The sequence below is a fragment of the Corynebacterium sp. zg254 genome (assembly GCF_024701495.1).
GTDB classification, from domain to species: domain Bacteria; phylum Actinomycetota; class Actinomycetes; order Mycobacteriales; family Mycobacteriaceae; genus Corynebacterium; species Corynebacterium zhongnanshanii.
On the sequence record NZ_WIAR01000003.1, the window covers coordinates 256,541 to 281,955 of the forward strand.

General features: G+C 62.4%; 21 protein-coding genes. 13 read left to right on the top strand and 8 right to left on the bottom strand.

Annotated elements, in window-relative coordinates:
• Window positions 1-175 precede the first annotated feature (175 nt).
• The gene (locus GC425_RS08675) at window positions 176-364 is read left to right on the top strand and encodes a DUF2613 domain-containing protein (protein WP_151844729.1); all 189 of its coding nucleotides are present in this window, start codon (window positions 176-178) and stop codon (window positions 362-364) included.
• Window positions 365-385: 21 nt separating this feature from the next.
• Complete coding sequence (locus tag GC425_RS08680) at window positions 386-3,970, top strand: alpha-(1->3)-arabinofuranosyltransferase family protein (RefSeq protein WP_151844730.1); 3,585 nt, start codon at window positions 386-388, stop codon at window positions 3,968-3,970.
• 7 nt (window positions 3,971-3,977) lie between these two features.
• Here the strand turns inward: GC425_RS08680 and GC425_RS08685 are convergent, their stop codons facing one another.
• The gene (locus GC425_RS08685; protein WP_151844731.1) at window positions 3,978-5,210 is read right to left on the bottom strand and encodes an acyltransferase; all 1,233 of its coding nucleotides are present in this window, start codon (window positions 5,208-5,210) and stop codon (window positions 3,978-3,980) included.
• A 271-nt stretch (window positions 5,211-5,481) separates the two neighbouring features.
• Here GC425_RS08685 and GC425_RS08690 point away from each other — a divergent pair, with 271 nt between their 5' ends.
• The 3 genes from GC425_RS08690 to GC425_RS08700 all read left to right on the top strand — a co-directional run bounded on the left by GC425_RS08690 (window position 5,482) and on the right by GC425_RS08700 (window position 9,219).
• Window positions 5,482-6,798: a DUF3068 domain-containing protein gene (locus tag GC425_RS08690; protein ID WP_151844732.1), complete on the top strand. Its 1,317-nt coding sequence runs from the start codon at window positions 5,482-5,484 to the stop codon at window positions 6,796-6,798.
• An 88-nt stretch (window positions 6,799-6,886) separates the two neighbouring features.
• Window positions 6,887-8,728: a hypothetical protein gene (locus tag GC425_RS08695; RefSeq protein ID WP_151844733.1), complete on the top strand. Its 1,842-nt coding sequence runs from the start codon at window positions 6,887-6,889 to the stop codon at window positions 8,726-8,728.
• Between the two features lie 350 nt (window positions 8,729-9,078).
• Window positions 9,079-9,219 carry a hypothetical protein gene (locus tag GC425_RS08700; RefSeq protein WP_192930429.1) on the top strand — a complete coding sequence of 47 codons (141 nt, stop codon included), beginning with the start codon at window positions 9,079-9,081 and terminating at the stop codon, window positions 9,217-9,219.
• Window positions 9,220-9,293: 74 nt separating this feature from the next.
• On the opposite strand, the gene GC425_RS08705 is transcribed toward GC425_RS08700, so the two are convergent.
• A complete protein-coding gene (locus GC425_RS08705) occupies window positions 9,294-10,451 on the bottom strand; it encodes a glycosyltransferase family 4 protein (protein WP_151844734.1) in 1,158 nt (385 codons plus the stop codon).
• 108 nt (window positions 10,452-10,559) lie between these two features.
• Between GC425_RS08705 and GC425_RS08710 the strand changes: the two genes are divergently transcribed.
• The 3 genes from GC425_RS08710 (at window position 10,560) to GC425_RS08720 (ending at window position 15,077) form a co-directional block, all read left to right on the top strand.
• The gene (locus GC425_RS08710; protein WP_151844777.1) at window positions 10,560-11,372 is read left to right on the top strand and encodes a bifunctional 2-polyprenyl-6-hydroxyphenol methylase/3-demethylubiquinol 3-O-methyltransferase UbiG; all 813 of its coding nucleotides are present in this window, start codon (window positions 10,560-10,562) and stop codon (window positions 11,370-11,372) included.
• A gap of 156 nt (window positions 11,373-11,528) precedes the next feature.
• Window positions 11,529-12,755: an acetyl-CoA C-acetyltransferase gene (locus tag GC425_RS08715; RefSeq protein ID WP_151842660.1), complete on the top strand. Its 1,227-nt coding sequence runs from the start codon at window positions 11,529-11,531 to the stop codon at window positions 12,753-12,755.
• 51 nt (window positions 12,756-12,806) lie between these two features.
• Window positions 12,807-15,077: a 3-hydroxyacyl-CoA dehydrogenase NAD-binding domain-containing protein gene (locus GC425_RS08720; RefSeq protein WP_151844735.1), complete on the top strand. Its 2,271-nt coding sequence runs from the start codon at window positions 12,807-12,809 to the stop codon at window positions 15,075-15,077.
• A gap of 144 nt (window positions 15,078-15,221) precedes the next feature.
• On the opposite strand, the gene GC425_RS08725 is transcribed toward GC425_RS08720, so the two are convergent.
• Complete coding sequence (locus tag GC425_RS08725; protein WP_151844736.1) at window positions 15,222-15,557, bottom strand: hypothetical protein; 336 nt, start codon at window positions 15,555-15,557, stop codon at window positions 15,222-15,224.
• 513 nt (window positions 15,558-16,070) lie between these two features.
• Between GC425_RS08725 and GC425_RS08730 the strand changes: the two genes are divergently transcribed.
• Window positions 16,071-16,382, top strand: coding sequence for a hypothetical protein (locus tag GC425_RS08730; RefSeq protein WP_151842663.1), 312 nt, complete (start codon window positions 16,071-16,073; stop codon window positions 16,380-16,382).
• A 55-nt stretch (window positions 16,383-16,437) separates the two neighbouring features.
• On the opposite strand, the gene GC425_RS08735 is transcribed toward GC425_RS08730, so the two are convergent.
• Window positions 16,438-17,109, bottom strand: a complete 672-nt coding sequence (locus GC425_RS08735; RefSeq protein ID WP_151844737.1) for a TetR/AcrR family transcriptional regulator — start codon at window positions 17,107-17,109, stop codon at window positions 16,438-16,440.
• 75 nt (window positions 17,110-17,184) lie between these two features.
• Window positions 17,185-17,916 carry an acetolactate decarboxylase gene (gene budA / locus GC425_RS08740; RefSeq protein ID WP_151844738.1) on the bottom strand — a complete coding sequence of 244 codons (732 nt, stop codon included), beginning with the start codon at window positions 17,914-17,916 and terminating at the stop codon, window positions 17,185-17,187.
• A 237-nt stretch (window positions 17,917-18,153) separates the two neighbouring features.
• On the opposite strand from budA, the gene ahpC reads away from it, so the two are divergent.
• Window positions 18,154-18,717: an alkyl hydroperoxide reductase subunit C gene (gene ahpC, locus GC425_RS08745; RefSeq protein WP_151842666.1), complete on the top strand. Its 564-nt coding sequence runs from the start codon at window positions 18,154-18,156 to the stop codon at window positions 18,715-18,717.
• A 132-nt stretch (window positions 18,718-18,849) separates the two neighbouring features.
• On the top strand, window positions 18,850-20,451 hold the full coding sequence (gene ahpF, locus GC425_RS08750) for an alkyl hydroperoxide reductase subunit F (RefSeq protein WP_151844739.1): 1,602 nt from the start codon (window positions 18,850-18,852) through the stop codon (window positions 20,449-20,451).
• A 104-nt stretch (window positions 20,452-20,555) separates the two neighbouring features.
• On the opposite strand, the gene GC425_RS08755 is transcribed toward ahpF, so the two are convergent.
• From GC425_RS08755 to GC425_RS08765, 3 genes are all read right to left on the bottom strand, one after another.
• On the bottom strand, window positions 20,556-22,379 hold the full coding sequence (locus tag GC425_RS08755; protein WP_151842668.1) for a phosphoenolpyruvate carboxykinase (GTP): 1,824 nt from the start codon (window positions 22,377-22,379) through the stop codon (window positions 20,556-20,558).
• A 48-nt stretch (window positions 22,380-22,427) separates the two neighbouring features.
• Entirely contained in the window at window positions 22,428-22,973 is a 546-nt protein-coding gene (locus tag GC425_RS08760) for a DUF6802 family protein (RefSeq protein WP_151844740.1), read from the bottom strand.
• Between the two features lie 101 nt (window positions 22,974-23,074).
• Window positions 23,075-23,932 (bottom strand): hypothetical protein, encoded by an 858-nt coding sequence (locus GC425_RS08765; RefSeq protein WP_151844741.1) that lies wholly within the window; start codon window positions 23,930-23,932, stop codon window positions 23,075-23,077.
• 33 nt (window positions 23,933-23,965) lie between these two features.
• Between GC425_RS08765 and trmB the strand changes: the two genes are divergently transcribed.
• Together trmB and GC425_RS08775 are read left to right on the top strand one after the other, a co-directional pair.
• Window positions 23,966-24,730, top strand: a complete 765-nt coding sequence (gene trmB / locus GC425_RS08770; protein ID WP_151844742.1) for a tRNA (guanosine(46)-N7)-methyltransferase TrmB — start codon at window positions 23,966-23,968, stop codon at window positions 24,728-24,730.
• Window positions 24,715-25,377 carry an NYN domain-containing protein gene (locus GC425_RS08775; RefSeq protein ID WP_151844743.1) on the top strand — a complete coding sequence of 221 codons (663 nt, stop codon included), beginning with the start codon at window positions 24,715-24,717 and terminating at the stop codon, window positions 25,375-25,377. Before trmB ends, GC425_RS08775 begins: the two co-directional genes overlap by 16 nt.
• Window positions 25,378-25,415: the final 38 nt, after the last annotated feature.

Consider the following 25,415-nt stretch of genomic DNA (forward strand, 5'->3'; position numbering starts at 1 on the left):
GCGTGGCCGAACGCGCGGCCACGCGCCCCGTCAGCAACGCGCAAGAATTTTCTTGCGCAAAACGGCCACATCCGTCACAATGTTGTATTAGAGTCTGCAAAGACAACTTCACTGACTGACGCAGGCCTCATCCCCGAGGCCTGCCGAGTGTACCTAGAGGAACAGGACTACATACATGGCTTCCAAGAGCTCCACCGGAACCGCAATCGCAGGCGCTGTTGCTGGCGTGATTTTGGGAGGCGCTGCGGTGCTCGTCGCAGGCTCCCAGGCGGATTCTACCTCCCTTCCTAGCGAGAATGACATTGCCGTGTCCCAGGACTCCGCGTTCCTGGGCTCCGTTCAGTACGGTGCTCGGACTAACTAGTCCCTCACTTCACTGCATACTGTGACACGCCGCGCGTGGTGCATCAGCGCTATCGCGTGGCTCCTCCTTGCCTTTTTACAGTCCCCCGGGCTGACGAGTGCCGATACGAAGCATGATCTCACGGCAAACCCCTGGGGCTTTCTCCATCAGGCGCTGAGCCCGTGGACGGATGTGTTTCCGCTGGGCCAGCTGCAGAATCAGGCCTACGGCTACCTGTTCCCGCATGGCCTGTTTTTTGCTGTGCTCTCCAGCGTGGGTGTTCCGGGGTGGGTGGCCCAGCGCCTGTGGTGGGCGCTTCTTCTGTTCGTGGCGTTTGCCGGGGTGATCCGCCTCCTTGAGGTGTGGGGTCGCGCTGGTTTCCGCACGTCCACCACGTCCCGGATCATCGCGGGTGTTTTGTACGCCCTGTCCCCTCGCATCCTGACCACGGTGGGGGCGATTTCCTCCGAGGCGTGGGTGATGGCCCTGGCCCCGTGGGTGTTGATTCCGGTGGTGTGTGCCACGATTGCTAACTCGCGGGCCACGAGTGTGCGCATGGCGTTGTCCAGCGCTGTGGCGGTGTTGGCGATGGGTGCGGTCAATGCGGTGGCCACGGCCGTTGCGGTTCTGCCTGCGGTGGTGTTCTGTGCTGCGTGGTTGCTGTCCCGCCCGCGTTCCTTCGCCCGTTCCCGCCGTTCCTCCGATTTTTCCCGACGCCCAGCCTTCGTCTTCCTCGCCACCTGGATCCCCGCTGGGGTGTTGGCGGTGTTCTGGTGGGTGGGCCCCCTGTTGATTCTGGGCCGCTATTCCCCGGCGTTTACCGATTTCATTGAGTCGGCCTCGCTGACCACGCGGTGGTTGAACCCGTTGGAGGTTCTGCGCGGGACCACCAGCTGGACTCCGTTCTTAAGTAACGAGCGCATCGCCGGCTCGGCGCTGGTGGCGGAGCCGGTGTTCATCGTCGGCACTCTCCTGGTGGCCTTGATTGGCCTGTGGGGTCTGCGCGGGATGGCGCGGGCGCGCGTAGCATTCACGGGGCGGCTTTTGGTGGTGTTGCTGCTGGGCTGCGCGGTGATGATCAGTGCGTATAGTCCGCTGAGCCCCTGGTCGTCCGAGTTCCGGAGTTTCCTGGATGCCTCCGGGGCGGCGCTGCGCAATCTGCATAAGTTCGATCCGCTGGTGCGCCTGCCTGTGGTGGTGGGTGTGGCGTATGCGCTGCGGTCGGTGGTGTTCCGCTGGGATGCTCAGAAGGTGAAGCACCCGGAGAAGAACCGCTCTGTGGTGCAGGGCGTGGCGGTGTGCCTCCTGCTGGCTGTGGTGACGGCGCCGGCGTGGTCGTTGCGTCTGGCGGCGGCGGATGCGTACCGGGCGGTGCCGGGCTATTGGCAGGAGGCTGCGGATTTCCTGCACGGTGAGGTGACGCAGCCCGCGACGGTGGCTCCGCGGACGTTGATTCTTCCCGAGGCTCGTTTTGGCCGCCAGACGTGGGGAAATACGCGCGATGAGCCGGCGCAGCCTCTGCTGGATGTTCCGTGGGCGGTGCGAGATTCGGTGCCGTTGGTGCAGCCGGAGGCGATTCGCGGGCTGGATGGGATCAACGAGGCCCTAAGCTCTGGGCGTTCGATCCCCACGTTGGCTGCGACATTGCGCTCTCAAGGGGTGGGCTATCTGCTGGTCCGTGGTGACCTCACGGCGGCTGCGGATACGCCGGGTTCGGCGCAGATCCTGCGCACGCTGGAGCGCAGTGGCGGTTTCCGTCCGGTGGCGGAGTTCGGCGATGATCGGCAAATCCGTATCTTCGCCACGGGCTCGCCTGAGCAGGTGGCGGCAGCTGGTCTGCCGCGCTGGTCGCCGCGGGAGAAGATGGAGAACGTGGCGGCCGCACCCGAGGCTGCGACCAGGCTATCCGAGGCCGACGCCGCCCTGGGCCGCCGCGCCGACGCCGCGCCGCGGCCGCGTATCTTCAACCCCGAAGCCTCTCCTGAGACGGTGACGGACACCCCTGCGCTGCGCGACCACAACTATGGAAATGTAAACAACGCAGACTCCGCCATCCGAGCTGCCGACGATGCCACGAAGCTGTTGAACCCAGTGCGGGACTACCCTGTGCGCAGCCCCGAATGGCTCCAGGAAGAGCAGGGTGACGGAGCACTCCCAGAGGATGCTTTCACCCAAGTCCAGGAGACCGGCGGTCATGTGCGCGCCAGCTCTGCGGGCGATGAGCCCTCCAGTTTTGGCGGGGCGGACACCACCGCTGCTGTGTCAGCAGCGGTGGATGGCCAGCCCCGCACCGCCTGGTATCCCGCACCCGGGGTCTCCAGTGGTCAGTGGCTGGAGTTCAGCCTGAACAAGCCCTACTCCCGCTTGGGCCTCAGCCTCACGGGCCAGGGGCGCGGTGCGAAGCTGCAGGTCACCACGTACCTGGGCGAGCGGGTGGTCGCATCCACCACCACGCTGGTGAACTCAAAGGACCCCGTGGACGTGGAGGTTCCGGCCGCCGAGGCCGACCGGATCCGTGTGACGATCCTCAGTTCCTTCGGCAGCTTCGGCATTGCAGAAGCCACCGTCCGTTCCAACGACGATGAGGACATCACGCCACACCGTGTGGTCGCGGTGCCGGCGGCGTCGAGTACGGCAGGGACGGTGAATCGGTGGATCGTTGGGCAGGAGCTCAACGAGGGAGTCATGACGCGACAGTTCACGGTGGATCGGGAGGTCCCGGTGGTGGTGCATACGGATCGCTGCGCGGATCAGGCCGAGGGGCGGCTGAGCGCGGACCGGGCGCGGACGGTCGCGGGCGTGACGGTGACCAGCGCGGGCGCCGCGCCGAAGACCTACATCTGTGGAGACACGTTCACCCTCACACCGGGGACGCACACGCTGTCCTCCCCGGCCACGTGGGTGGCGCTCACGGTCGCGGAGCCGCTGTACGCGGCGGCGGTGAGCGAGGCGCCGGGCGCTGCCACGATCGCTACGGATGCGCTCAGTACTGGGGAGGCCGGCTCGGTGCAGCTCGACCTGCCGGGCGGCGAGGCCGCGGGCGCGGAGCGGGTGCTGTGGTTGCCGTCGCAGGCGAACCCTGGTCGTGAGGCGGTGGCACACGGTAACGGCTCCGGTTCTGAAGGTTCCGGTGGGGAGATCCGCCTGAAGCCCCTGGTGGTCAACGGGTGGCAGCAGGGCTGGATCATCCCCGCAGGCGTGAGTGGCCCGATCAGTGTGAGCTTCACACCCACGTCCACCTATCACGCCTGGCTGATGGCCGGTTTTGCGGGCGCCGTGGTGCTGGTGGCGGTGTGGCTGCTGGTGCTGTGGAGGACGCGGACCGGCGGGCGCACGGGTGCGAGCGCGCTGAACGACGGCGGCGCAGCCGCGGGCGTCGACGACGGTGATCATGCAGCGGAGACTGCGGCGGCCGGCGATACAGCAGCGACCACGAACGCGAAGGCCAAGGTTGCGCCTGCCGTGTTCGGTGTGGCGTCCGCCGTTGCCGTGATCGGGGCGGCGCGCGGCCCGTGGGGATCCGCCAGCTACGCCGGCGATTCCTGGTTCGTCTCCGGCGCGCTGCTGGTGGCGCTGGCGGTGCCCTATGCCGCCTACCTGCGTGCGCGGCTGCGCACACGCAGGTGAGGCAGCGTCACTTGAGCGAACGCCACCACTCATTGATAGCCCGGCGCGCCGGCTCCTCCACCAGGGAGAAGCTCAGTGCAGCCACGGGAACCGTCAGCACGAACGTTGCCACAAGCACCAGCGCGGTGTGGCCGCTGAACAGCCCGATGCCCAACAGGGGGAACACCAGAGACAGCAGGCTCATGTGCCACAAGAAGATGGAGTAGGACCAGCGGCCCAGTGCCTGCATCACGCTGGATTCCAAAAAACGCGACCGCGGTTCCAGCACGTACGGCAGCAGGAGTGCTGCGGCGAACACCAGCCCGTAGAGCGTGCGGCGGGCGAACTCGCCGGGCCCCGCATGGGTGAGTCCTTCCGGCCCGTCGCTGGCCGCCACGGCCAGCGCGCCCAGGGCCACCAGCCACCACACGGCCCTGAAGCGTCCGAAGATGACCGGCAGCGCGGGCGTGATCCGACCCAGACCCCCGTGCGCTTTCAGCTTTTCCAGCTCCGCTCCCAGCATTCCCACCCCGAACCAGGCGGTGAACGCCGGGGGCATCACGTGGGGGTTCAGCTCCCCTGGCCCTGGGGGCTCAGTGAACGCGGGGATGAAGGCCCAGCCGAAGCTGATGAGCCCCACCAGCAGGATGATGGCAATGCGCTGGCGCGGGGATCGCCGGCCGTACAGCAGCGCCACCACAGGCAGTACCAGATAGAAGGCCATCTCGACACACAGACTCCACAGATGGGTCAGACCGCCGACCAGACCTCCGGACACGTAGATCTGTGTGAGCGTGAGGTTCGCCAGCACCTGCTTCCAGCCCGGGTTTTCGGCCACGGGGAACAGCAACAGCACGATCACCACCATCGCCAGGCAGGCGGGCATGATGCGCCCCACGCGCTTGACGTAGTACCCGGCCCACATCCACGCGTGGCGGGAGTTCGTGGGGAGGGAAAAATCTGCGTGGTGGCGGCGCCACAGCAAGAATCCGCTCAAGGCGAAGAACACCGGCACAAAGAAATCTGTGCGGGCCATCATGCGGTTAATGAGGGAGCCGTGGTCGGCACCGGTTTGGAAAGCCACGTGGGTGATGATGATGCCGCAGCAGGCAATGGCTCGCAGCCCCTCCAGCGCGGGCAGGAACGGCGTGCGGCTGGGTGTCGTCGGTTGCGCCGCCGATGGCTCTGCCGATTGCGTCGATGATTGTGCAACCGATGATGCCGCCGGGTTGGTTTCGGGGTGAGAGGGTGCTGTGTTCATAGTGATGAGCGTTATCGTAGCGAAAAATTTTCAAAAAATTTGGCGGATTTTGCGAAAACCGCCCCAAGGCCTTACTTTGTATGGCTAAAGTATGATCAATGCGAGTGAAGACTATGAGTTGAGGTCGTAAGAGCACCGGACGAGCGCCGGAGAGTGACTCCCACGTGATTCTCCCCGGGCGATGCTCTCACAGCCCGTTCACTACGGTCGCCGCTTACCTTTGAAGCATTCTTAAGAATAACTACACACAAGAGTCAGGAACTTCCCTCCTATGAAGAGAATTTTCTCCGCCGTTCTAGCGGCTGTTGGTGCCGCCCTGCTGGTCCTCGGCATCGCACTGCCAACGTACATCGTGCCGAAAGGCAAGGTTTTGCCACTGAACCTGGTCTCCACCACGGGTACCGCTCCCACGCCGGGTAACCTCCTGGACTCCAAGGCACTGGCCGCAGGCAAGCCTGTGGATGGCAAGGACAAGCTGCCAGAGTGCTCTGGCGAGGTCAAGAGGGTCAGCTGCTTCATCTGGAAGGGCTTGGACATGCAGTCCCAGCGCTTCACGGTGGCTCAGGAGCCATCCGATAAGAAGCAAGTGACCATGGAACTGGGCCAGACCCTGTACCGCAACGACAAGCAGGAGCCAGACAACCTGCTGTCCGCAACCGTGGACCGCGTGACCCTGGATCGCAAGACCCAGATGCCGGTTCCGGATCCTGTGTCTACCGTGAACATCACCCCGCCACTGTCTTCTGGAAAGGGCAAGGAAAAGACCGCGTCCACCGCACCGTTCGCCCGTAACGGTATCCAATACCAGTGGCCAATGGGTACCGATAAGAAGTCCTACCCGTACTTCGACATCACCAGCTTCACCACCAAGGACATTGACTTCGTGGGCGAAGAGGAGCAGGACGGTGTGAAGGTGTACCGCTTCGAGCAGACCGTGAACCCCACCGAGCTGTACCCTCACATCCGTGAGGCTCTGGAAGCCGATGGCGAGCTGGACAAGGCTGACGAGGCTACCCTGGCTCCGTACCGTCTGAAGTTCGCAGCGGACGTGTGGGGCATCCAGCCTACCGAGGAGGACAAGGCAAAGGCTGCCGAGGCCAAGGCCGAGGAGAAGAAGGCCCAGGAAGCTGACAAGCCTGAGGGCGACGAGGCCAACAAGCCTGAGGGTGAAGAGTCCGAGGAGGCCCCCAAGCCGGAGGACAACCCAGAGATCGAGCTGTCCCGCTTCTACACCGTCAACCGCACCATCTGGGTGGAGCCACGCACCGGCGTGATCGTCAACGGTAACGAGGAGATCTGGCAGTACTACGCCCGCAACCAGGAGGAAGCGGACCAGATCGCTCAGCCGGAGAACCGCCAGAAGGAGTTGGAGAACCCAACCCGCACCGCAATGTACTACCCAGGTAAGTGGAACGACGAGTCCAAGCAGGGCCAGATGAAGAAGGCCGAGGACGGCTTCACGAAGATGGAGACCATGGGCAAGACCGTCCCATTCATCCTGATTCCAGTCGGCCTGATCCTGCTGATCGTTGGCTTCGTGCTGGCTCGCGGTTCCCGCAAGCAGGCAGAGTATGAGCGCGAGGTCTAACCCACCACACCTAACAGTTTGGTAAAACTCCAGGACAAAGTGCTTCACTTGAGACGCTTTTGCCGCCTTCACCAGTTACACTATTTCTGTGAGCACCCAAACAAGTAGAACCACCCAGCGGAGGAACAGCTTCCTCCTGGCTGGGTGGTTCTTTCTTGTCACGGGGCTGACCCTATGGCCGTTCTGGAAGGGTCTGTACACCACCAACCCTCATCACGTGTTCATGCTGCGGGACATGTTCATCGCGCAAGACATGGCGCTGAACTCCTCGGCTCGCGGCACCGCGATGGGTGCCCCGCGCAACCTCCCGCAGGACACGATCTTCGGCATCATCACCCCCGAGATTCCGGGCGTGGCCCTGGCCAGTTTCCTGGTTCTACTCTGCGCGTTCACCGGCTGCTGGCATGCCACCCTCATGGTCCGGAACATGGCGGGCGGGGGCTTGGCGCCGCAGATGGCCGCCAGCCTGTTCGTGATCTGGAACCCCTTCACCATCGAGCGCTTCCTCCAAGGCCAGTGGACCATTGCCACGGCGGCGTTTCTGATGCCGGTCCTCGCCTATTCCATCGCGGATCGCCGCTGGGGTTCGTGGCTGCTGGGCTTCGCAGGCTCGGCGCTGGTGCCCACCGGCGCGCTGCTCGCGGTGATCACATCCCTCACTTTCGCCCGCGGCATCCGCGACCGCGGAATCACGCTCATCACGGGCGCGTTCATGTCCTCCCCGTGGATCCTGGCGATTCTGCTCAACCCACATGGCGCCTCCGGTAGCCTGTCCAGCCCCCGGTCCGCAGAACTTTTTGCCGCCCGCGCGGAGGAGGGTATAGGCACGTTGGGCGCCTTACTGTCCCTGGGTGGAATCTGGAATGCCGACGCCGAAGCTCCCTCCCGCACACTTCTCCCCACCATTGTGGGCCTCGTGTTGGTGCTGGTTCTACTGCTGGGCATGAGAGAGCTCTGGCGGGTGTACCGGCCAGTGGCCGTGATGACGGTGGTCGCCATCCTCCTTCCCGCGGCGTTCGCAACCCCCTGGGGGCTGGAGTTCATGGGGTGGCTGGTCTCCACGGTGCCGGGGGCGGGTCTCCTGCGGGATACCCAGAAGTTCGTGTGCTTGGCTATTCCCGGCTATGTGCTGCTGATCGGCGTGTTCGTGGGTAAGTTCGGTGAGGCGTCGGTGGGGCGCGCTTGGGCGTCGTCATTAATAATCATGATGGCAACGGTGATCAGCGTGCCCTGCTTCCCGCGTGACATCGCCCCGCTGAGCACCCAGCCCATCTCGCCCGTGTGGGACAGGATTATGACGGCGGTAGATGCGGCGCCTCCGGGGAAGATTCTGATGTTCCCGCCGGGGAATTATCATCAGCGCGGAGAGTATCCGTCGATCAGTCCGGCGATGAAGCTACTGAGCGGCGAGCCGCTGGATCCCGGGTTCCTGATCGTGGACGGTCGCCTGGTGGACGGCCAGCCGGAGGTAATGGGGCTGCTGAAGGCGGTCATTGACGGCGGGGATGACGTGCACAAGCGCCTGGCGGATGCGGATGTGTCGTGGGTGCTGCTTGATACCGCGTCAGATGCGGGCCGGGAGGCGGTGTCTGCGGCGAAGGAGACGATGTTTGAGGCGGGGTATCCGCTCATTCTGGCCGCGGATGGGTATCTGCTGTTCAGGGTGTCCCATGCGGGGGCGGCGGGCGTGGGGCCGGCTGTGTCGAGTGGTTCGGCTGGTTCGGCCGGTTCGAGCGGCTCAGTTGCGTCGGGCGCGTCGGGCGCCGCCCATGCGGCCGCATCTCATGCGGGCGATGCGCCTGAGAGCGAGCGCCCTCATCCTAGTACGTTGCCAGCCCCGGTGGGTCTCATCATGTTTTGGAGTGCGACGGTGCTGGGATTGGGGTTGCGCATTCAGCATTTCGCATTGCGGTGGGTGCGCAGGAAATAGGCAGTTCTCGCTGCGCTTTTGCTGCTTTTTCTCCAGTGCATTACTCAACCTGCTGATAAGGAAGGCCACCGCGAGGAGAACCAGGGCGAGCGTAGGGAAGTATATGTTCGCCACCACCGCAGCTAACGCGGCGATGGACAAACCTAGGGTTAAACGACAAAATGTCTGTCCGGAAAACGGTAATTTCCGAGCCCTAAGTGGCGCGCAGCGGCTGAGACATCCCGACTGCACCGGCCGGGACATTGCCAGCCCTGCCGGCAGTAAGCACGCTGGCACAACCATAGGACTTTGTCGCAATTCTTGAGCATTTCCCCAGGATAAAATCTCGAAAGAGCGAAATAATCCTATGGTTGTGCCAAAGCGCCTCCCAACACGACCGGGATATCCTCGCGCACGGCATTATCGACTTCCACCCGGCACCGATTGGCCCGCCGGAGGTCACCGCCGATCACATGCAGGAATGGTTCGAGTATGGCGCTCAGCTCTCCTGACCAGCTCCGCACTCGACGGTGTACCCACAGCTGACGGCGTGCCCACAGCTGACAGCACACTCGCGCCGTCAGTCTTAACCCTTGAGCGACCGCAGCAGCCGCTCCCACGCCCGCCCGGTCGCGTCCCAGCTGAAGGACTCCGCGCGCCGTCGGGCGGCGTCGCCCAGCCTGCGGCGCCAGTCCGGGTTCTCGATCAGTTTTTCGATGGTGGTGATAAAGTCGCCTTCGTTCTCGACCAGCACGCCGGTCTCGCCATCGATCACGGAATCCTTCAGCCCGGCAGACGCCTTGTATCCCACGGTCGGCACGCCGTGCTGACCCGCCTCAATGACCGCAAGCCCCCAGCCTTCCTTCCTGGACGGCATGACGTGCAAGGACGCACGGTTCAAAATGCGGTGCTTCTGGTCTTCGGACACGTGCCCGTGGAACACCACGTACTGTTCGATGTTCAGCTCCTCGGCGTAGTCCCGCAGCTTGTCCATCCACCAGCCGTCGCCCACAACATCCAGCCTGACCTGCGGATAGTCCCGCACAATTCCAGCCAGCGCCAGCAGGGCGTGCTCAATCTGCTTGTGTGGCACCAGCCGGGACAGGGTGACGATGTGCACGGTGTCCACGTCCTCGGGGGAGACCTGATCCTCCGGCTGAGGTGCCGGGTCCACTCCGTTGCGAATGATGGTCATGTTGTGGGCGGGCACCCCCAGTCCGATGAACTCGTCCGCCGACGGCTGGGAGACCGTCACCCACTTGTTGGCACGATGCACCCACGGGCTGATCGTAGACTCAATGAGCCAACCCAGCCGGGACAGAAACGGCCCCGCCACCGACCATTGTTCCTTGTGGCAATGGTGGGTCAGCACCACCGTGGGGGCACCGGAGATCACGCTGGCGAAAAAAGGGACGCCGTTTTGGGTGTCCACCACGGCGTCGGGGGTACGTCCGCGCAGGCGCTGCCACAGCAACCAGGCCAGGGCGCGGGGGTAGACGGTCAGGTTCCCGCCGCCGCGAATCACCCTGAATGCGCTGCTGGCGGTGGGATGGTCATCTCCTGGTCCCACGTCGACCCCGTTGATGTTCCACGACGCCCTCGGCGCGCCCTTATACGCCGCGGTCCGGAAGATAACCTCATGCCCTTGAGCGGCGAGGTAGCTTCCCACCCGTTCGAGGTAGCGCTCACTACCGCCACCTTCGGGGTGGTTGGTATCTCTCCAGCACAACAGGACTATCTTCATGATAGAAATAACCTTAGCGTCCGAAGCGCTTCTTCAGGCGCATTTGTCTGAAAGTATGAGTACATGACTCTTTTCGCTCGGCTGCGGCGCCTCGTCGGCCCGCTCACGATGGCCTCCACCGCGGCGGCTAGTTCGATCGCAAACCCAGCACTGGCGCAGTGGAAAAAGCGCGCCACGTTGAGACGCGCCTGGGGGTTGTTGAGCGACTTCAAGTACGAGCAAACGGACCCTGACATTTTCTACGGGCACCTGGCGGAGGACACAGTGGGCCTCATCAAAGCCCTGTACGCAGGCGCGACGGGCTCCGCGCTGGCCCACACTCGGATTCTGGATGTGGGCGGTGGCCCCGGCTATTTCGGGGTGGCCTTCGCAAAGGAGGATGCGCAGTACTACACCTGCGAGCCGGATGTGGGCGAGATGGCCGCCGCTGGCATTCGCCTGGCCAGCTCCGTGCGTGGTTCGGGCCTGGACCTGCCGTTTCGCGATGAGGCGTTCGACATCACGTACTCCTCCAACGTGGCCGAGCACGTCCCGGATCCCTGGCGCATGTTGGACGAGATGCTGCGTGTGACGGCCCCCGGCGGCGTGGTGATTTACAGCTACACGTGCTGGCTGGGACCGTTCGGCGGGCACGAGACCGGCTTGTGGCCGCACTATGTGGGCGGCGAATTCGCCGCCCGTCGTTACCGTCGCATGCACGGCACGGAGCCGAAAAACAGGTGGGGTGTGTCCCTTTTTGATGTGAGCTGTGGGGACGGGTTGCAGGCGTCGAATAATATCGGGCAACGCAACGGCAACGCGGAATTGGTGGCCACGTTCCCCCGGTATCACCCCTGGTGGGCATGGTGGATGGTGCGGGTGCCAGTGCTGCGCGAGTTTCTGGTATCGAATCTGGTGCTGGTGTTCCGAAAGTCCAGCTAGAACACCCTTAGCGGGGGTAAAGGTGTGTTTTTATAAGTGTTCGGATGGGCACTTGTCTGCCCAGGTTGGTAATGTGGCGCTCGACACATAGTGTGCAACCAGCACATCCACACAGACAAATGAAGTCTACAACGCAAGTGAGGAAACCAACCTGCCATGACTAGTAATGGTGCCCCAGAGGCTTACATCTACGACGCAGTCCGAACCCCACGCGGCAAGGGCAAGCCAGGCGGATCCCTGCACACCGTCAAGCCCGTCAACCTGCTCTCCGGCCTGATCGAAGCCATCATGGAGCGCAACCCCGGCATCGACCCAGCCGCCATCAGCGACATCATCGCAGGCTGTGTGACCCCCGTCGGCGACCAGGGCATGGACATCGCACGCACCGCAGCACTCAACGCCGGCCTGCCCTACACCGCAACCGGCCTGCAGGTAAACCGCTACTGCGCCTCCGGCCTCACCGCCGTGAACCTCGCAGCACAGAAGATCCGCTCCGGCTGGGACGAGCTCGTCTTCGCCGGCGGTGTGGAATCCATGTCCCGCGTCCCCATGGGATCCGACGGCGGCGCGCTGGCCCTGGACCCAGAATCCAACTTCTACAACGACTTCATCCCACAGGGCATCTCCGCAGACATTATCGCCACCCTGGACGGCGTGTCCCGCGAAGAGCTGGACGCCTACGCTGCACGCTCCCACGAGCGCGCATCCAAGGCCTGGGAAGAAGGCCGCTTCGACCGCGCCGTAATCCCTGTGAAGGACCAGAACGGCATCACCCTGCTGGACCGCGACGAAACCATCCGCCAGGGCACCACCCCAGAGTCCCTGTCCGGCCTGCGCCCAGCCTTCGCCATGATCGGCCAGCAGGGCGGATTCGACGCAGTGGCACAGACCAAGTACCCACAGATCGAGAAGATCAACCACGTCCACCACGCTGGTAACTCCTCCGGAATCGTCGACGGCGCCGCACTGGTCGCCATCGGTTCCGAAGAGGCCGGCAAGAAGTACGACCTCACTCCACGCGCCCGCGTGGTCTCCGTCGCTACCTCCGGTGTGGAGCCCACCATCATGCTGACCGCTCCAGCCCCAGCATCCCGCGCAGCCCTGGCCAAGGCTGGCCTGAAGCCAGAGGACATTGACATCTGGGAGATCAACGAGGCCTTCTCCTCCGTGGTTCTGCGTGCACAGCGCGAGCTCAACATCCCAGACGAGAAGCTCAACGTATCCGGTGGAGCCATCGCCATGGGCCACCCACTGGGTGCCACCGGCGCCATCATCACCGGAACCGCAGTAGACGAACTGCACCGCACCGGCGGCCGCTACGCCCTCATCACCCTCTGTGTTGCAGCAGGTATGGGTGTTGCCACCATCATCGAGCGCGTCTAGCCGCCTCCCAACAACCAACAACCCAACAACACTTCCAACAAGGAGACAACAATGAGCATGTTTAAGTGGGAGACGGACGCAGACAAGATCGTCACCATCACCATGGACGACCCAAACCAGCCGGTCAACACCATGAACTCCACCTTCCAGGACGCACTTCCTGAGCTGGTCGAGAAGCTGAAGTCCGGCGTAGAGGCCCAGGAGATCTCCGGTGTGATCATCACCTCCGCGAAGAAGACCTTCTTCGCCGGTGGCGACATCAAGTCCATGATCAAGGCCACCCCCGCAGACGCTGAGGCCCTCACCAAGGAAATCGACGGCATGAAGGCCGGCCTGCGCGCCATCGAAACCCTGGGCGTTCCCGTAGTTGCCGCTATGAACGGCACGGCCCTGGGCGGTGGCCTGGAAATCGCTTTGGCTACCCACCACCGCATCGCCACGGACGCTAAGGGCGCGAAGTTCGGCCTGCCAGAGGTCACCCTGGGCCTGCTGCCCGGTGGCGGCGGTGTGACCCGCGTGGTGCGCATGCTGGGCATCCAGGACGCACTGATGAAGGTCCTGACCACTGGCCGTCAGTTCCGCGCTGAAGACGCTGTGAAGGCCGGCCTGGTGGACGAGGTTGTGCCAGCCGACCAGCTGCTGGACAAGGCCAAGGAGTGGATCAAGGCCAACCCAGAGGCCACTCAGCCATGGGACCAGAAGGGCTTCAAGATCCCGGGCGGAACCCCATCCACCCCAGCCCTAGCACAGTTCCTGCCATCCTTCCCAGCGAACGTCACCAAGCAGATCAAGGGTGCGCCTATGCCAGCGCCTAAGGCCATCCTGAAGGCCGCTGTGGAAGGCGCTCAGCTGCGCAACATCGAAGAGGCTACCGCCGTTGAGACCCGCTACTTCGTGGAGCTCGTCACCGGACCTACCTCCAAGAACATGATGCAGGCTTTCTTCTTCGACCTGCAGTACTGCAACGGTGGCGGACAGCGCCCAGAGGGTGTGGAGAAGAAGCAGTTCAAGAAGCTGGGTATGGTTGGCGCCGGCATGATGGGTGCTGCTATCGCCTACGTTGCTGCGAAGGCCGGCATGGAGGTTGTCCTGAAGGACATCGCCATCGAGGCTGCGGAGAAGGGCAAGAACTACTCCGAGAAGCTGGAGGCTAAGGCTCTGGAGCGCGGCAAGACCACCCAGGAGAAGTCCGAGGCCCTGCTGAACCGCATCACCCCATCCGTGGACTACTCCGACCTGTCCGACTGTGACATCGTCATCGAGGCCGTGTTCGAGAACACCGAGCTCAAGCACAAGGTCTGGGCTGAGATCGAGGCTGTTGTTCCTTCCGACTGCGTTCTGGGATCCAACACCTCCACCCTGCCAATCACCGAGCTGGCTACCGGCGTGAAGCGCCCAGAAGCCTTCATCGGTATCCACTTCTTCTCCCCTGTGGACAAGATGCCTCTGGTGGAGATCATCCGTGGTGAAAAGACCGACGATGAGACCCTGGCAGCAGCCCTGGACTTCACCTCCCAGATCCGCAAGACCCCGATCGTGGTCAACGACTCCCGCGGTTTCTACACCTCTCGCGTGATTGGCTTCTTCCTGAACGAGGCTATGCGCATGCTGGCTGAGGGCATCGACCCTGCCGTGATCGAGGCTGCCGGCCGCCAGGCTGGCTACCCTGCCCCACCACTGCAGCTGCAGGATGAGCTGAACCTGAAGCTGGCTCGCAAGATCGGCGCTGAGACGAAGGCCGCCCAGGAGGCCGCAGGCATCAGCGTGGACGACGGTGGCGTGACCGAGATCGTGGATGCGATGCTGGACAAGTTCGACCGCCCAGGCAAGCTGGAGGGCCGTGGCTTCTACGAGTACAACGAGGAGGGACGCCGCGCGGGTCTGTGGCGTGGCCTGTGGGACGAGCTGGGCGCCGGACGTGTTGTTGTGTCCGACGCCGAGTCCTCTACCTCCGGGCGCGGTCTGGATACCGCGGAAGCTCAGGACGGCGCTCCGAAGTTCATCGACCTGGTGGAGCGCATGCTGTTCGCTGAGGCTCTGGAGACCCAGAAGTGCCTGGACGAGGGCGTTCTGATGAGCGATGCGGATGCCAACATCGGTTCCATCCTGGGCATTGGTTTCCCAGCGTGGACTGGTGGTACTCGCCAGTACATCAAGAACTACGCTCGCCCTGCTGCCGCAACTCTGCCTGAGGGCAAGGTTGCCGACGTTGATGGCGGCGACTACCCAACCACCGGCGTGGCTGGTTTCGTGGCTCGTGCCGCTGAGCTGACTGAGAAGTACGGCGAGCGCTTCGAGGTTCCGGAGTCCCTGAAGGCCTAAGCGTTCACGGCGCTGGTGCCAGGGAAGATTGCACCGAGAAGGCTAGTTCCTTCACCGGCTTGAGGTCGGACTGAATCATCAGTCCGACCTCTTTTTCGTAGCTGGACGCTCTCGTGTCCCCCTAGCTGGGCGCCCTCATGTGATTCAGCTCTTGGCAGACAACGCTTCCTCAACGCGAGAGTATCCACGTTGGTAAAACTCTACATTCTTTCCGCCGAGATTAAACAGAGCTTTTATCGACTGTTTCAGCGTGACACTAATAGCGCCATCATCAGTCTTTTCAGCTTGCACCTCAATCGGAGCGAGGTAGTTGTCCGTCACATACACCCCCAACAAACGATACTTGAGTGGGTGGCCAACATGCACCGTCAGATGACTCTTCCCACTGTCCTTCACCTTGAATCCCGGCAAGTAGGAAAGTTTATTTTGGAGATCATTCAGAGTGGATTCTGGGTCCAGTTCAAAAGTCTTCGTTATCACACTTTCTCCCTACTAGTTGTAGAATTAAATATTTCGAGCGCATCCTCAAGCGCGCAAAGTGGAGTACACAAGCACTACATCACCGCTCGACGCGTGCAATGTATGTAGTTCACCGTACACAAACTGCTGCTCGCCTCGCTAGGCTTCTCTTAAATTTCCCTACAATGAGGGCAGCTCGACGTTCATTCCCAAGCGACAATTGAGGGATTTAGTATTTTTATTTGCTTTGCCGCGAATATTGGTCTCATTTGAAATATCTCACGATTTAGCGCTTTACATTGGACGCTAGCCCGCCCAAGCTATCGCCAGTCAAACATCCATCACGAGCCACCCCTAACTCCCCCAGCTGGGAACCCCTTGTCCCAACTTCACCTTTCGCGCGAATCGACATGCTTACTTATATCTATCTTTGCCTTACCTAACCTAACTTATGCTATCGTGAACGAAACGAATCTTCACTACCGCAACAGAAGCTGGCATGCCAACTAAGAAGAAAGCCAAGGACTGGAATCCATGAATGACAACCGGAAAGACCGCCCGAAGTTCACCACCAAAGAGTTCTTTGATGAGTTCTGGGAACCACGAGGCTGGGCAGCGGGCGGAGCCGGCCTCATCATCTTCGCCCTGGTCGCGGAGTTCATAAGTTCGGGAAAACTGGATATGAAGCCCGATTACGAATGGCATGCAGTAGCACTCATCGGGCTCATTCCTGGCCTCATATTCTGGCTCCTTGGCGACAAGTTCTCCCGGACAATATGCATCATTCTGTCCGTCTCCAGTGTCATTGCAGCCGAACTGGCGCTCTACATACTCGTTGGACGTTAACGATCCCGCACGAACAATCCCGCACGCGCACGCGCCCTATCCCGCGTGCGCTACGCTACTGACCAATAAGCTCCGCAGCCATCGCAGACAGCTCCAGCTCTCCCCACGCCAGCTCATGCGCACGAACAGGATCCACCCCCATCATCCGCAGGATGTTCTCGCACAACGCATCGGTCGCCTGATCAGCAGACAACTCCGGGTGGTCATGCAACCTGCGCCCCAGCATCAGCATGGCGCCCACCGTGGCACCCACAACCCCTTCGGGATCCTCCAGGTGGAACACTCCATCGGCCACGCCACGGTCAATACTTCCGCGCATCTTCTCCACAAATCCAGTCCCCTGGGCGTAATAATCCGCCCCCAAGCGGATCAGCACCTCAGAAATCAACGGCGCAACACGATGCACGCGCCCCACAACACGGAAGTTTCTCGCCACAACCTCATCAGCAAGATCTTCACGAAGCGAATCTTCAACCAGCAGATCGGACAGCCTATTCACCGCCTCATACGCAGACTGCTCAAAAAACTCCTGCTTAGACTCAAAAAAGTTATAGAAGCTGCCATTGCTCACCCCTGCACTGTGGCAAATCCGCAGAATCGACACATCCGTCTCCCCCTGCGCCAGAAAACTTAAGCCCGCTTTCAACAGCAGCAGCCGCGTCCTCTCCGGCCTGCTGGCATCCGCCTCGGGAGCCATCAGCTTCTCGCTGATCCAGTCGATATTCATAGGGATAATTATAAGGTCACGCTCCGACGGGCAGGTGCGGGTAGCGCCTGCCCGTCCACACACCACGGTGATCGTCTATCGTTTCACTTCGGTTTTGTGAAGCTGGGCGTCGATATCCTCAGGGGCGAGGTTTGCGGCGGAAAACTCACGGGTCAGCGGCAAGCGCAATTCCAGGTCGGTTCCGGGGCAGAGCTCGATCTTTCCCTCCTCCAGGGTGAAATCCAGCACGTGGCCGCCGACGGTACGGTCATCGTCAATGAAGTGCACGTGGCAGCCCGGCACGGAGATTCCCTTTTCGTAAATGGGCGTGCGGAATCCGGCGATCACGCCGCTGACGTTGTCGAAGACCTGCTCGGCGTCATCGTCCGTGGCTTCCGTCATTGGCCGGTAGGGTTGCTGCTGCTTCACCACGGTGCGGGTGGTCACGCGGCTGAAGCGCCCGGTGATGCGCACGGCGTACATGTAGTTTTCGCTGGGGGTCATCTCGTCGATGAAGCCGGAGAGGTCCGCACGAGTGATGTTCTTCGGGGCACGGCGGCGAATGCGGGGCACGAAGTTGGTGCACACGGCGTACGGCGATCCGGCTTGGAGGTCGGCCAGCGTGGCCGTGCCGTCGTGTCGCAGCTGGTAGCAGATGCCGTCCACAATGACCATTTCCCCGTCGAGCGCATCGAAGGTTCCCAGGCCGAAGTTGCCTTTGCCCAGGAGCTCCCCGACGGTCATCTCTCCGTCATAGATCCCGTCCAACAGGGCTGTCATCAGTGAGTTCTGGAAGATGGTGTGGCGGTAGATGTTGTCCTGGCTCATGGTGCCATTCTGCCACCTCCTCGGAGCTACCTCCGCAGGGAGCTCGGCGCCAGCCTCGCCCGATCGGCGTTCCCGCAGTGTCCGCGGCGGCCGCATAGGGTCCACCCAATCACTATTATTAGGAAGAATTAATTTATACCCCCCTTATAAGTTGAATAGTCTTATAAGACAAGCGCAGTGCCGAAAAAACAGCTATAGTCGGCCATACACGAACCAAACATGAAGGAGTTCAACACCATGTCTTTGATCAACACTGAAATCCTCCCCTTCAAGGCACAGGCATTCCACAACGGCGAGTTCGTTGAGGTCACTGAGAAGGACGTCCTCGGCAAGTGGGCCATCTTCTTCTTCTACCCAGGCGACTTCACCTTCGTCTGCCCCACCGAGCTGGGCGACCTGGCTGATTACTACCCACAGCTGCAGGAACTGGGCGTAGAGGTCTACTCCGTGTCCACGGACTCCCACTTCGTTCACAAGGCATGGCACGGCGAGTCCGAGCACGTCTCCAAGGTGAACTACTACATGCTGGGCGACTCCAACGGAGAGATCACCAACAATTTCCAGAACATGCGCCCAGGTGCTGGCCAGGCCGACCGCGCCACCTTCCTGATCGACCCAGAAGGCGTAATCCAGTACATCGAGCAGACCGCTGAAGGCATCGGCCGCTCCGCTGAGGAGCTGCTGCGTAAGGTCAAGGCCGCTCAGTACGTCGCTGCACACCCAGGCGAGGTATGCCCAGCCAAGTGGGAAGAGGGCGAAGACACCCTGACCCCAGGCATCGACCTCGTGGGCAAGATCTAACACTCGTTCGCAGTGCCAACACATGGCGGGCCGGGGAACCTACCCGTCCCGCCATGTTTATTTTTTTATCCGACGCCCCAGCGCACGCACGCCACGGCGTCGTAAAAAAGAAAAAGAAAAGGAAGCCACACCATGGCCAAGCAATTGCTAGACGACAACCTGAAAAAGCAGCTGGGCAGCCTGGTCCCCCGCATCACTGAAGACGTGGAACTGGTCTACAGCCTGGACGAGCGCCCGCAGTCCGAGGACCTGGAGCAGCTGCTCACGGACATCGCCAGCCTTTCTGAGAAGATCACCGCGCGCCGCGATGACGATGCCCACCCACGCCAGCCATCCTTCTCCATCAACCGCGTGGGCAGCGACATCGGCGTGACCTTCGCCGGCATCCCGATGGGCCACGAGTTCAGCTCGCTGGTCCTGGCCCTGCTGCAGGTCGGCGGCAACCCCATCAAGGAAGAGCAGGACCTGATCGACCAGGTGAAGAACCTGGATGGTGACTACGAATTCGTCACCTACATGTCCCTGACCTGCCAAAACTGCCCCACCGTGGTGCAGGCACTGAACACCATGGCCGTGCTGAACCCACGCATCAAGCACACTGCCGTGGAAGGATCCCTGTTCCAGGACGAGGTGAAGGATCGCAACGTCCTGGCCGTACCCACGATCTACCTCAACGGAGAAGAGTTCGGCCAGGGCCGCACCACCATCGAGGACTTCGTGCGCCGCCTGGACGAGGGAGCCGGTGCCCGCGAGGCCGAGAAGCTCAACGAGAAGGAGCCCTACGAGGTTCTGGTGGTGGGCCAGGGACCCGCAGGTGCCGCCGCCGCCATTTACGTGGCGCGCAAGGGACTGCGCGTAGGCCTGGTCGGCGAGCGCTTCGGTGGCCAGGTGCTGGACACGAACGCCATCGAGAACTTCGTGTCCGTGCCGTACACCGAAGGACCACAGCTGGGTGCCGCGCTGGAGGATCACGCGCGTCAGTACGAGATCGATATCATCAAGGCGCAGTCCGCCACCAGCTTCACCGCCGCAGCCCAGCCGGGCGGCGGCGTGGATGCCGGTGAGGATGCGCTCCACACCGTGCACTTCGGCGACGGTGCACTGAAGGCTCGCGAAGTCATCGTGGCGACCGGCGCCCAGTGGCGCACCCTGGGAGTGCCCGGTGAGGACGAGTACCGCAACAAGGGCGTCACCTTCTGCCCTCACTGCGACGGCCCACTGTTCAAGGGCAAGTCCGTTGCCGTGATCGGCGGCGGCAACTCCGGCATCGAGGCGGCCCTGGATCTGGCCGGTGTGGTGAAGGACGTCACCGTGCTGGAGTTCGGCGAAGCCTGCCGTGCCGACGACGTGCTGATGGACAAGGTGGAGGCCACCTCCAACATCAGTGTCATCACCTCCGCTGCCACCACCGAGATCGTGGGCGATGGCAAGAACGTCACCGGCCTGACCTACACGGACCGCACCACCGACGAGTCCAAGAGCGTGGACGTGGCCGGCGTGTTCATCCAGATCGGCCTGGTGCCGAACACGAAGTGGCTGGCTGACTCCGGCGTGGAGCTGAACACCCCAGGCGAGATCGTCACCGATCGCCGCGGCGCCACCAACGTGCCGGGCGTGTTCGGCGCCGGCGACTGCACGGATGTTCCGTTCAAGCAGATCATCGTGGCGGAGGGTTCGGGCGCGACCGCCGGTCTGTCCGCATGGGAGTTCTCCGTGACGGGCGGTAAGCGCTAGCAACTGTGGTTGCAGGCGCGAGCAGCCAGCGCGCGGGCGCCGCCTGAACAGGAACAAGGCCCGGCCGTCCCTATAAAGGGATGGCCGGGCCTTACGCGTGCGCGCTACTTCGCCGCAGCGATGCGCTCCTTGAGGGAGTTGAACTCGTCCCATACCTCGGAAGGAACCTTGGGGCCCAGGAACTTCAGCCACTCTTCGTTGTCAGCCAGGTCGCGCTCCCACTCCTCTGGCTTCACCACAAGCGCTTCGCGGATGTCCTCTTCGGTTTCCTTCAGACCGGACACGTCCAGGTCCTCGTAGCGAGCGGTGTAGCCCACCACAGTCTCCTCGGCCTCTACGCGGCCTTCGATGCGGTCAATGATCCACTTCAGCACACGGGAGTTCTCGCCGAATCCTGGCCACAGGAAGCGGCCGTCCTCGCCACGGCGGAACCAGTTGACCAGGAAGACCTCTGGCATCTTGTCGCCGCCCTTCTGGCCCATGTTGATCCAGTGCTGCAGGTAGTCACCGGCGTTGTAGCCGATGAATGGCAGCATGGCCATAGGGTCGTGGCGCAGGGATCCCACGGCAGCCTCAGCAGCTGCGGCGGTCTGGCCGGAGGCCAGGGTCGCGCCGATGAAGGTGGCGTGGTTCCAGTCGCGAGCCTGGGTCACCAGCGGCACGGTGTCTGGGCGGCGTCCACCGAAGAGGATGGCGGACACGGGAACACCCTGTGGATCGTTGAACTCAGGTGCTGCTGCTGGGCACTGCTCGATCGGCACGCAGTAGCGGGAGTTCGGGTGTGCGGCCTTGCTGCCGGAGTCTGGGGTCCACTCGTTGCCGAGCCAGTCGATGAGGTGCGCGGGAGCGTCGCCGTCGATGTCTTCCCACCACACGCCGCCTTCGTCGGTCAGTGCCACGTTGGTGTAGAGGGCGTTTCCTGGCTCCATCGTGCGCATGGCCACGGGGTTGGAGCTGTAGTTGGTGCCTGGGGCCACGCCGAAGAAGCCGTTTTCTGGGTTCACGGCGTACAGGCGGCCGTCTTCGCCGAAGCGCAGCCAGGCGATGTCATCGCCCACAACCTCGGCACGCCAGCCTGGGATGGTGGGCTGGATCATGGCCAGGTTGGTCTTGCCACATGCGGAAGGGAAGGCTGCACAGATGTAGTAGGCCTTATCCTCTGGGCTGATCAGCTTCAGGATCAGCATGTGCTCTGCCATCCAGCCCTCGTCGCGTGCCATGGCGGAGGCGATACGCAGCGCGTAGCACTTCTTTGCCAGGATGGCGTTTCCGCCGTAGCCGGAGCCGTAGGACCAGATCTCGCGGTCCTCAGGGAAGTGGGTGATGTACTTCGTGTCATTGCATGGCCATGGAACGTCCTTCTCGCCTGGTTCCAGTGGCGCGCCCACGGAGTGCCAGCCCTTCACGAACTCGCCGTCCGTGCCGATCTTGTCCAGGGCTTCCTTACCCATGCGGGTCATGATGCGCATGGACATCACAACATAAGGAGAGTCCGTGATCTCCACACCCAGCTTCGGGTCTGCGTCCGTGATGGGGCCCATGCAGAAAGGAACGATGTACATGGTGCGACCGCGCATGGAGCCAGAGAAGTGCTCGCGCATTTCGGCACGCATGGCCTCGGGGTCTACCCAGTTGTTGGTGGGGCCGGCTTCTTCTTCAGTCTTGGAGCAGATGAAGGTGCGGGACTCTACGCGGGCCACGTCGTCTGGGTTGGAGCGGGCGAGGAAGCTGTTGGGCTGGAAGTCATCAGCCAGCTTCAGGAGGGTTCCTCCGTCGACGAGCTGCTCTGCCAGCGTGTTCCATTCCTCGTCGGAGCCATCACAGAAAACAACGTTCTCCGGCTGGAAAAGCTCCACGCTGTCTTTAACCCAGTTGATCAGGTCTTGGTTGTCAGTTGGAACTTCTCCGATGAGTCCCTGAATGGTCATGGAGTTTCTCCCTCAGTTGCGAAAGTTTTCGGGTTCTAGGGCTCCAGCCTAACCCCATTCCCCCCGTTCAACACACTTCCACGCGCCCACTTCCCACTTCCCCTTGCCCATATCGGGGGTAGATGCCCAACTGTGGGGCGAGGTGCCGTCCCCGGCCGTGGTGCCATCCTCCCCGTGGCCATACTGGTCCGAATTTTCCCCGACGCCCAGCGCACCTCCCACATCAGTACTCCATCGCCAGGCAGACCAGTTCCCGTTGTAATCGATGGAGGAGACGTAGTCGATACGTCCGTCCCCGTCGGTGTCCGCCAGAATGTTCATTCCTTGGCCGTCCGTCAGGGTGGCGGATTCTGTGTCCATGTCCGCGGGGATGTGATAGTCCACTCCGTTGTATTCCATTAACAAGGTCTCGTCCCCACTGGGCCCCACCAACGCCTGGGGGTCGTCCAGCAGGGGGATGATGGCCGCCAGCGGCGAGTCCTCCGGTGTGGATGCGATGGGCAGCGGTGCGTATTCCAGAGCCCAGTCGGCGCCGGGCGTGGTGTGGGATGGTAGGCCGTAGAGGCCGTCGGTGTAGTCCGGGTTGTAGTCCATGATGATCCCCTCGATAAAAGATGGCTAGATACAAGGTGCTAGATAAAAAGGTGTATGTGTGTTGGTGTCTCTCACGCCAGCCCAGGCACTGCTCGCGTGCCTCACGTGAGCGCCGGCGCCACTCGCGCGATCTGCACACGCGAGGTCATCGCCGCCGTCAGCGCCGTCAGGTCCTGCTTGAGCTGCACCGCGCGCTGCTGCCTCGCAGCTTTCGCGTACTGAGCGTGCATCATCCACAGGCGGATCCCCGCCACGATCACAGCCAGTACCAGCCCCACCAGCAGCCCCAGCATCGGCTGCCCCAGTGCCCTGCCTAGCCCGAAGGGTGCCGCGAACGCACCACAGGTGGTCGCCAACGCGAGTGCGATCCGCCCCCAGGACGCCTCCACCGGAATGCGCGGGCACTCCGGTGGAGCCAACTCCATCGACGGAAAAGCCACACCCTGCCGCAGTGTCTCCGCCTGAAGATCCTCCACGAAAGACCAATAGGCGCGATCCCACTCCTGCGAAGAACCAATCCCCTGGTCGCACAGCCCCTGGATAGACCTATTCGCCCCCAGCCGAATCGCAATCTTCACCCGGTCCACGCGCTCCGCATCCGCCCGGTACGCATCCGAGGACCATTCCCGCACGCTCACCGCCACGGTACGCACAGCAGCCGGGATCTCCTCCACCGTGGATATAAACGAGATACCGGGAAGGTCGGGAGGTTCGGCGTCGGATAATTCAGGATCATCACGGGTCAGGACAATCACACAGCCCTGGCCGGACGCCACCGCCCCCACCACGTGGCAGGACGCCGCATCCCACCGCTCCACCACAGCCACCACGGCGGTCGGGCGAGCATCCGGGCCCGCGCCCACCAGCACCTGCCACTGCGGCTGTATCTGCCGAAGCTCGTCGGCCACCTCATCCAGGCGCTCTTGCACCGGACCAATCACAGAAACTGAAGTCTGCATCTTGTATTCCCCCTGTCCCCTTCATCTGCAACAATGTTAGCGATGAATAATACCGAAAATACACGCGGTTCCCTCCCCCATGGGCGGCCGCTTCAAACTGATTTTAACGACGGACGCGATTATCCGCGACTAGGTTCCTTCTCTTTCCGCCGCGGCACCCTGACCGACAACCAGGAAGCACGCTGGGAAGAGCACTGGCCTCACTACGGAAAAGTGCTGGCAGATGAGGTGATTGACCTTCCCGAATGGTTCGGCCGCGATGCGGAGACCATCGTGGAAATCGGCTCCGGCACCGGCACCTCCACCGCCGCGATGGCACCCCTAGAAGCTGATACAAATATCATCGCCGTGGAGCTGTACCGCCCGGGATTGGCGAAGCTCCTCGGAGCAGTCGTGCGCGACGAACTCACCAACATCCGCATGGTGCGGGGGGATGGCGTGGAGGTACTCCAGCGCATGTTCCAGCCCAACTCGCTGCAGGGCGTGCGCATCTTCTTCCCCGACCCCTGGCCCAAAGCGCGCCACAACAAGCGCCGCATCATCCAGTCCGGCACGCTGCACCTCATCGCCCAGCGCCTGAAGCCGGGCGGCATCCTCCACATCGCCACCGACCACGCAGACTACGCAGAGTGGATCGACGAACTGGTGACCGTGGAACCGGAACTAGAATATCTGGGCTGGCCCGAGGACCAATCGGACATCCCGATCCTCACCGACCGACAAATCACCACCAAATTCGAAGCAAAAGGCCTCGACAAAGAACACACAATTAGGGAGTACCTATGGCGGAAGAAGTAGCCACCACAGTAGGAGGCCCACTGGCCCCAGGAGACTCCCGGCGCGTCCTCCTGATCTGGGATGCCCCCAACATCGACATGGGCTTAGGCTCCATCCTGGGTGGTCGCCCCAGCCCCGCGCACCGTCCCCGATTCGACGCCATCGGCCGCTGGCTTGTCCACCGCGCCGAAGAACTGTCCGAGGACTTCGATGGGGAGATTGAGCCAGAGGCGGCCGTCTTCACCAACATCGCCACCGGCACCGCAGACCTTGTCCGCCCATGGGTGGATGCCCTCCGGAACATGGGTTTTGCGGTGTTCGCCAAGCCCAAGCTGAACGAGTACACCGATGTAGACCCGGACATGCTGGAGCACATCGAGCTGCGCCGCGAGCAGGGCGCGCTGGATGCTGTGGTGGTCGCCAGCGCCGACGGCCGGAACTTCCAGTCGCTCCTGGAGGAGCTGGCCGAGGAGATGCCGGTGACGGTCATCGGCTTCGAGGAGCATGCCGCGTGGGCAACCTCCCATGAGTCGATTGAGTTTGTGGACCTGGAGGACATCCCTGGGGTGTTCCGCGAGCCGCTGCCACGCATCAGCCTGGAGAATCTGCCTGCAGAGGGCGCGTGGTTGCAGCCGTTCCGTCCTCTATCTGCTTTGCTTGATCAATAACGTGATCACGAACGCCACTGGCGTTACCGTCGCACACC

Coding starts and splice junctions, on each gene's coding strand:
- GC425_RS08675 (WP_151844729.1), top strand. CDS start 176: ATGGCTTCCAAGAGCTCCACCGGAACCGCAATCGCAGGCGCTGTTGCT.
- GC425_RS08685 (WP_151844731.1), bottom strand. CDS start 5,210: ATGAACACAGCACCCTCTCACCCCGAAACCAACCCGGCGGCATCATCG.
- GC425_RS08690 (WP_151844732.1), top strand. CDS start 5,482: ATGAAGAGAATTTTCTCCGCCGTTCTAGCGGCTGTTGGTGCCGCCCTG.
- GC425_RS08705 (WP_151844734.1), bottom strand. CDS start 10,451: ATGAAGATAGTCCTGTTGTGCTGGAGAGATACCAACCACCCCGAAGGT.
- GC425_RS08710 (WP_151844777.1), top strand. CDS start 10,560: ATGGCCTCCACCGCGGCGGCTAGTTCGATCGCAAACCCAGCACTGGCG.
- GC425_RS08715 (WP_151842660.1), top strand. CDS start 11,529: ATGACTAGTAATGGTGCCCCAGAGGCTTACATCTACGACGCAGTCCGA.
- GC425_RS08720 (WP_151844735.1), top strand. CDS start 12,807: ATGAGCATGTTTAAGTGGGAGACGGACGCAGACAAGATCGTCACCATC.
- GC425_RS08730 (WP_151842663.1), top strand. CDS start 16,071: ATGAATGACAACCGGAAAGACCGCCCGAAGTTCACCACCAAAGAGTTC.
- GC425_RS08735 (WP_151844737.1), bottom strand. CDS start 17,109: ATGAATATCGACTGGATCAGCGAGAAGCTGATGGCTCCCGAGGCGGAT.
- budA (WP_151844738.1), bottom strand. CDS start 17,916: ATGAGCCAGGACAACATCTACCGCCACACCATCTTCCAGAACTCACTG.
- ahpC (WP_151842666.1), top strand. CDS start 18,154: ATGTCTTTGATCAACACTGAAATCCTCCCCTTCAAGGCACAGGCATTC.
- ahpF (WP_151844739.1), top strand. CDS start 18,850: ATGGCCAAGCAATTGCTAGACGACAACCTGAAAAAGCAGCTGGGCAGC.
- GC425_RS08755 (WP_151842668.1), bottom strand. CDS start 22,379: ATGACCATTCAGGGACTCATCGGAGAAGTTCCAACTGACAACCAAGAC.
- GC425_RS08760 (WP_151844740.1), bottom strand. CDS start 22,973: ATGGACTACAACCCGGACTACACCGACGGCCTCTACGGCCTACCATCC.
- GC425_RS08765 (WP_151844741.1), bottom strand. CDS start 23,932: ATGCAGACTTCAGTTTCTGTGATTGGTCCGGTGCAAGAGCGCCTGGAT.
- trmB (WP_151844742.1), top strand. CDS start 23,966: ATGTTAGCGATGAATAATACCGAAAATACACGCGGTTCCCTCCCCCAT.
- GC425_RS08775 (WP_151844743.1), top strand. CDS start 24,715: ATGGCGGAAGAAGTAGCCACCACAGTAGGAGGCCCACTGGCCCCAGGA.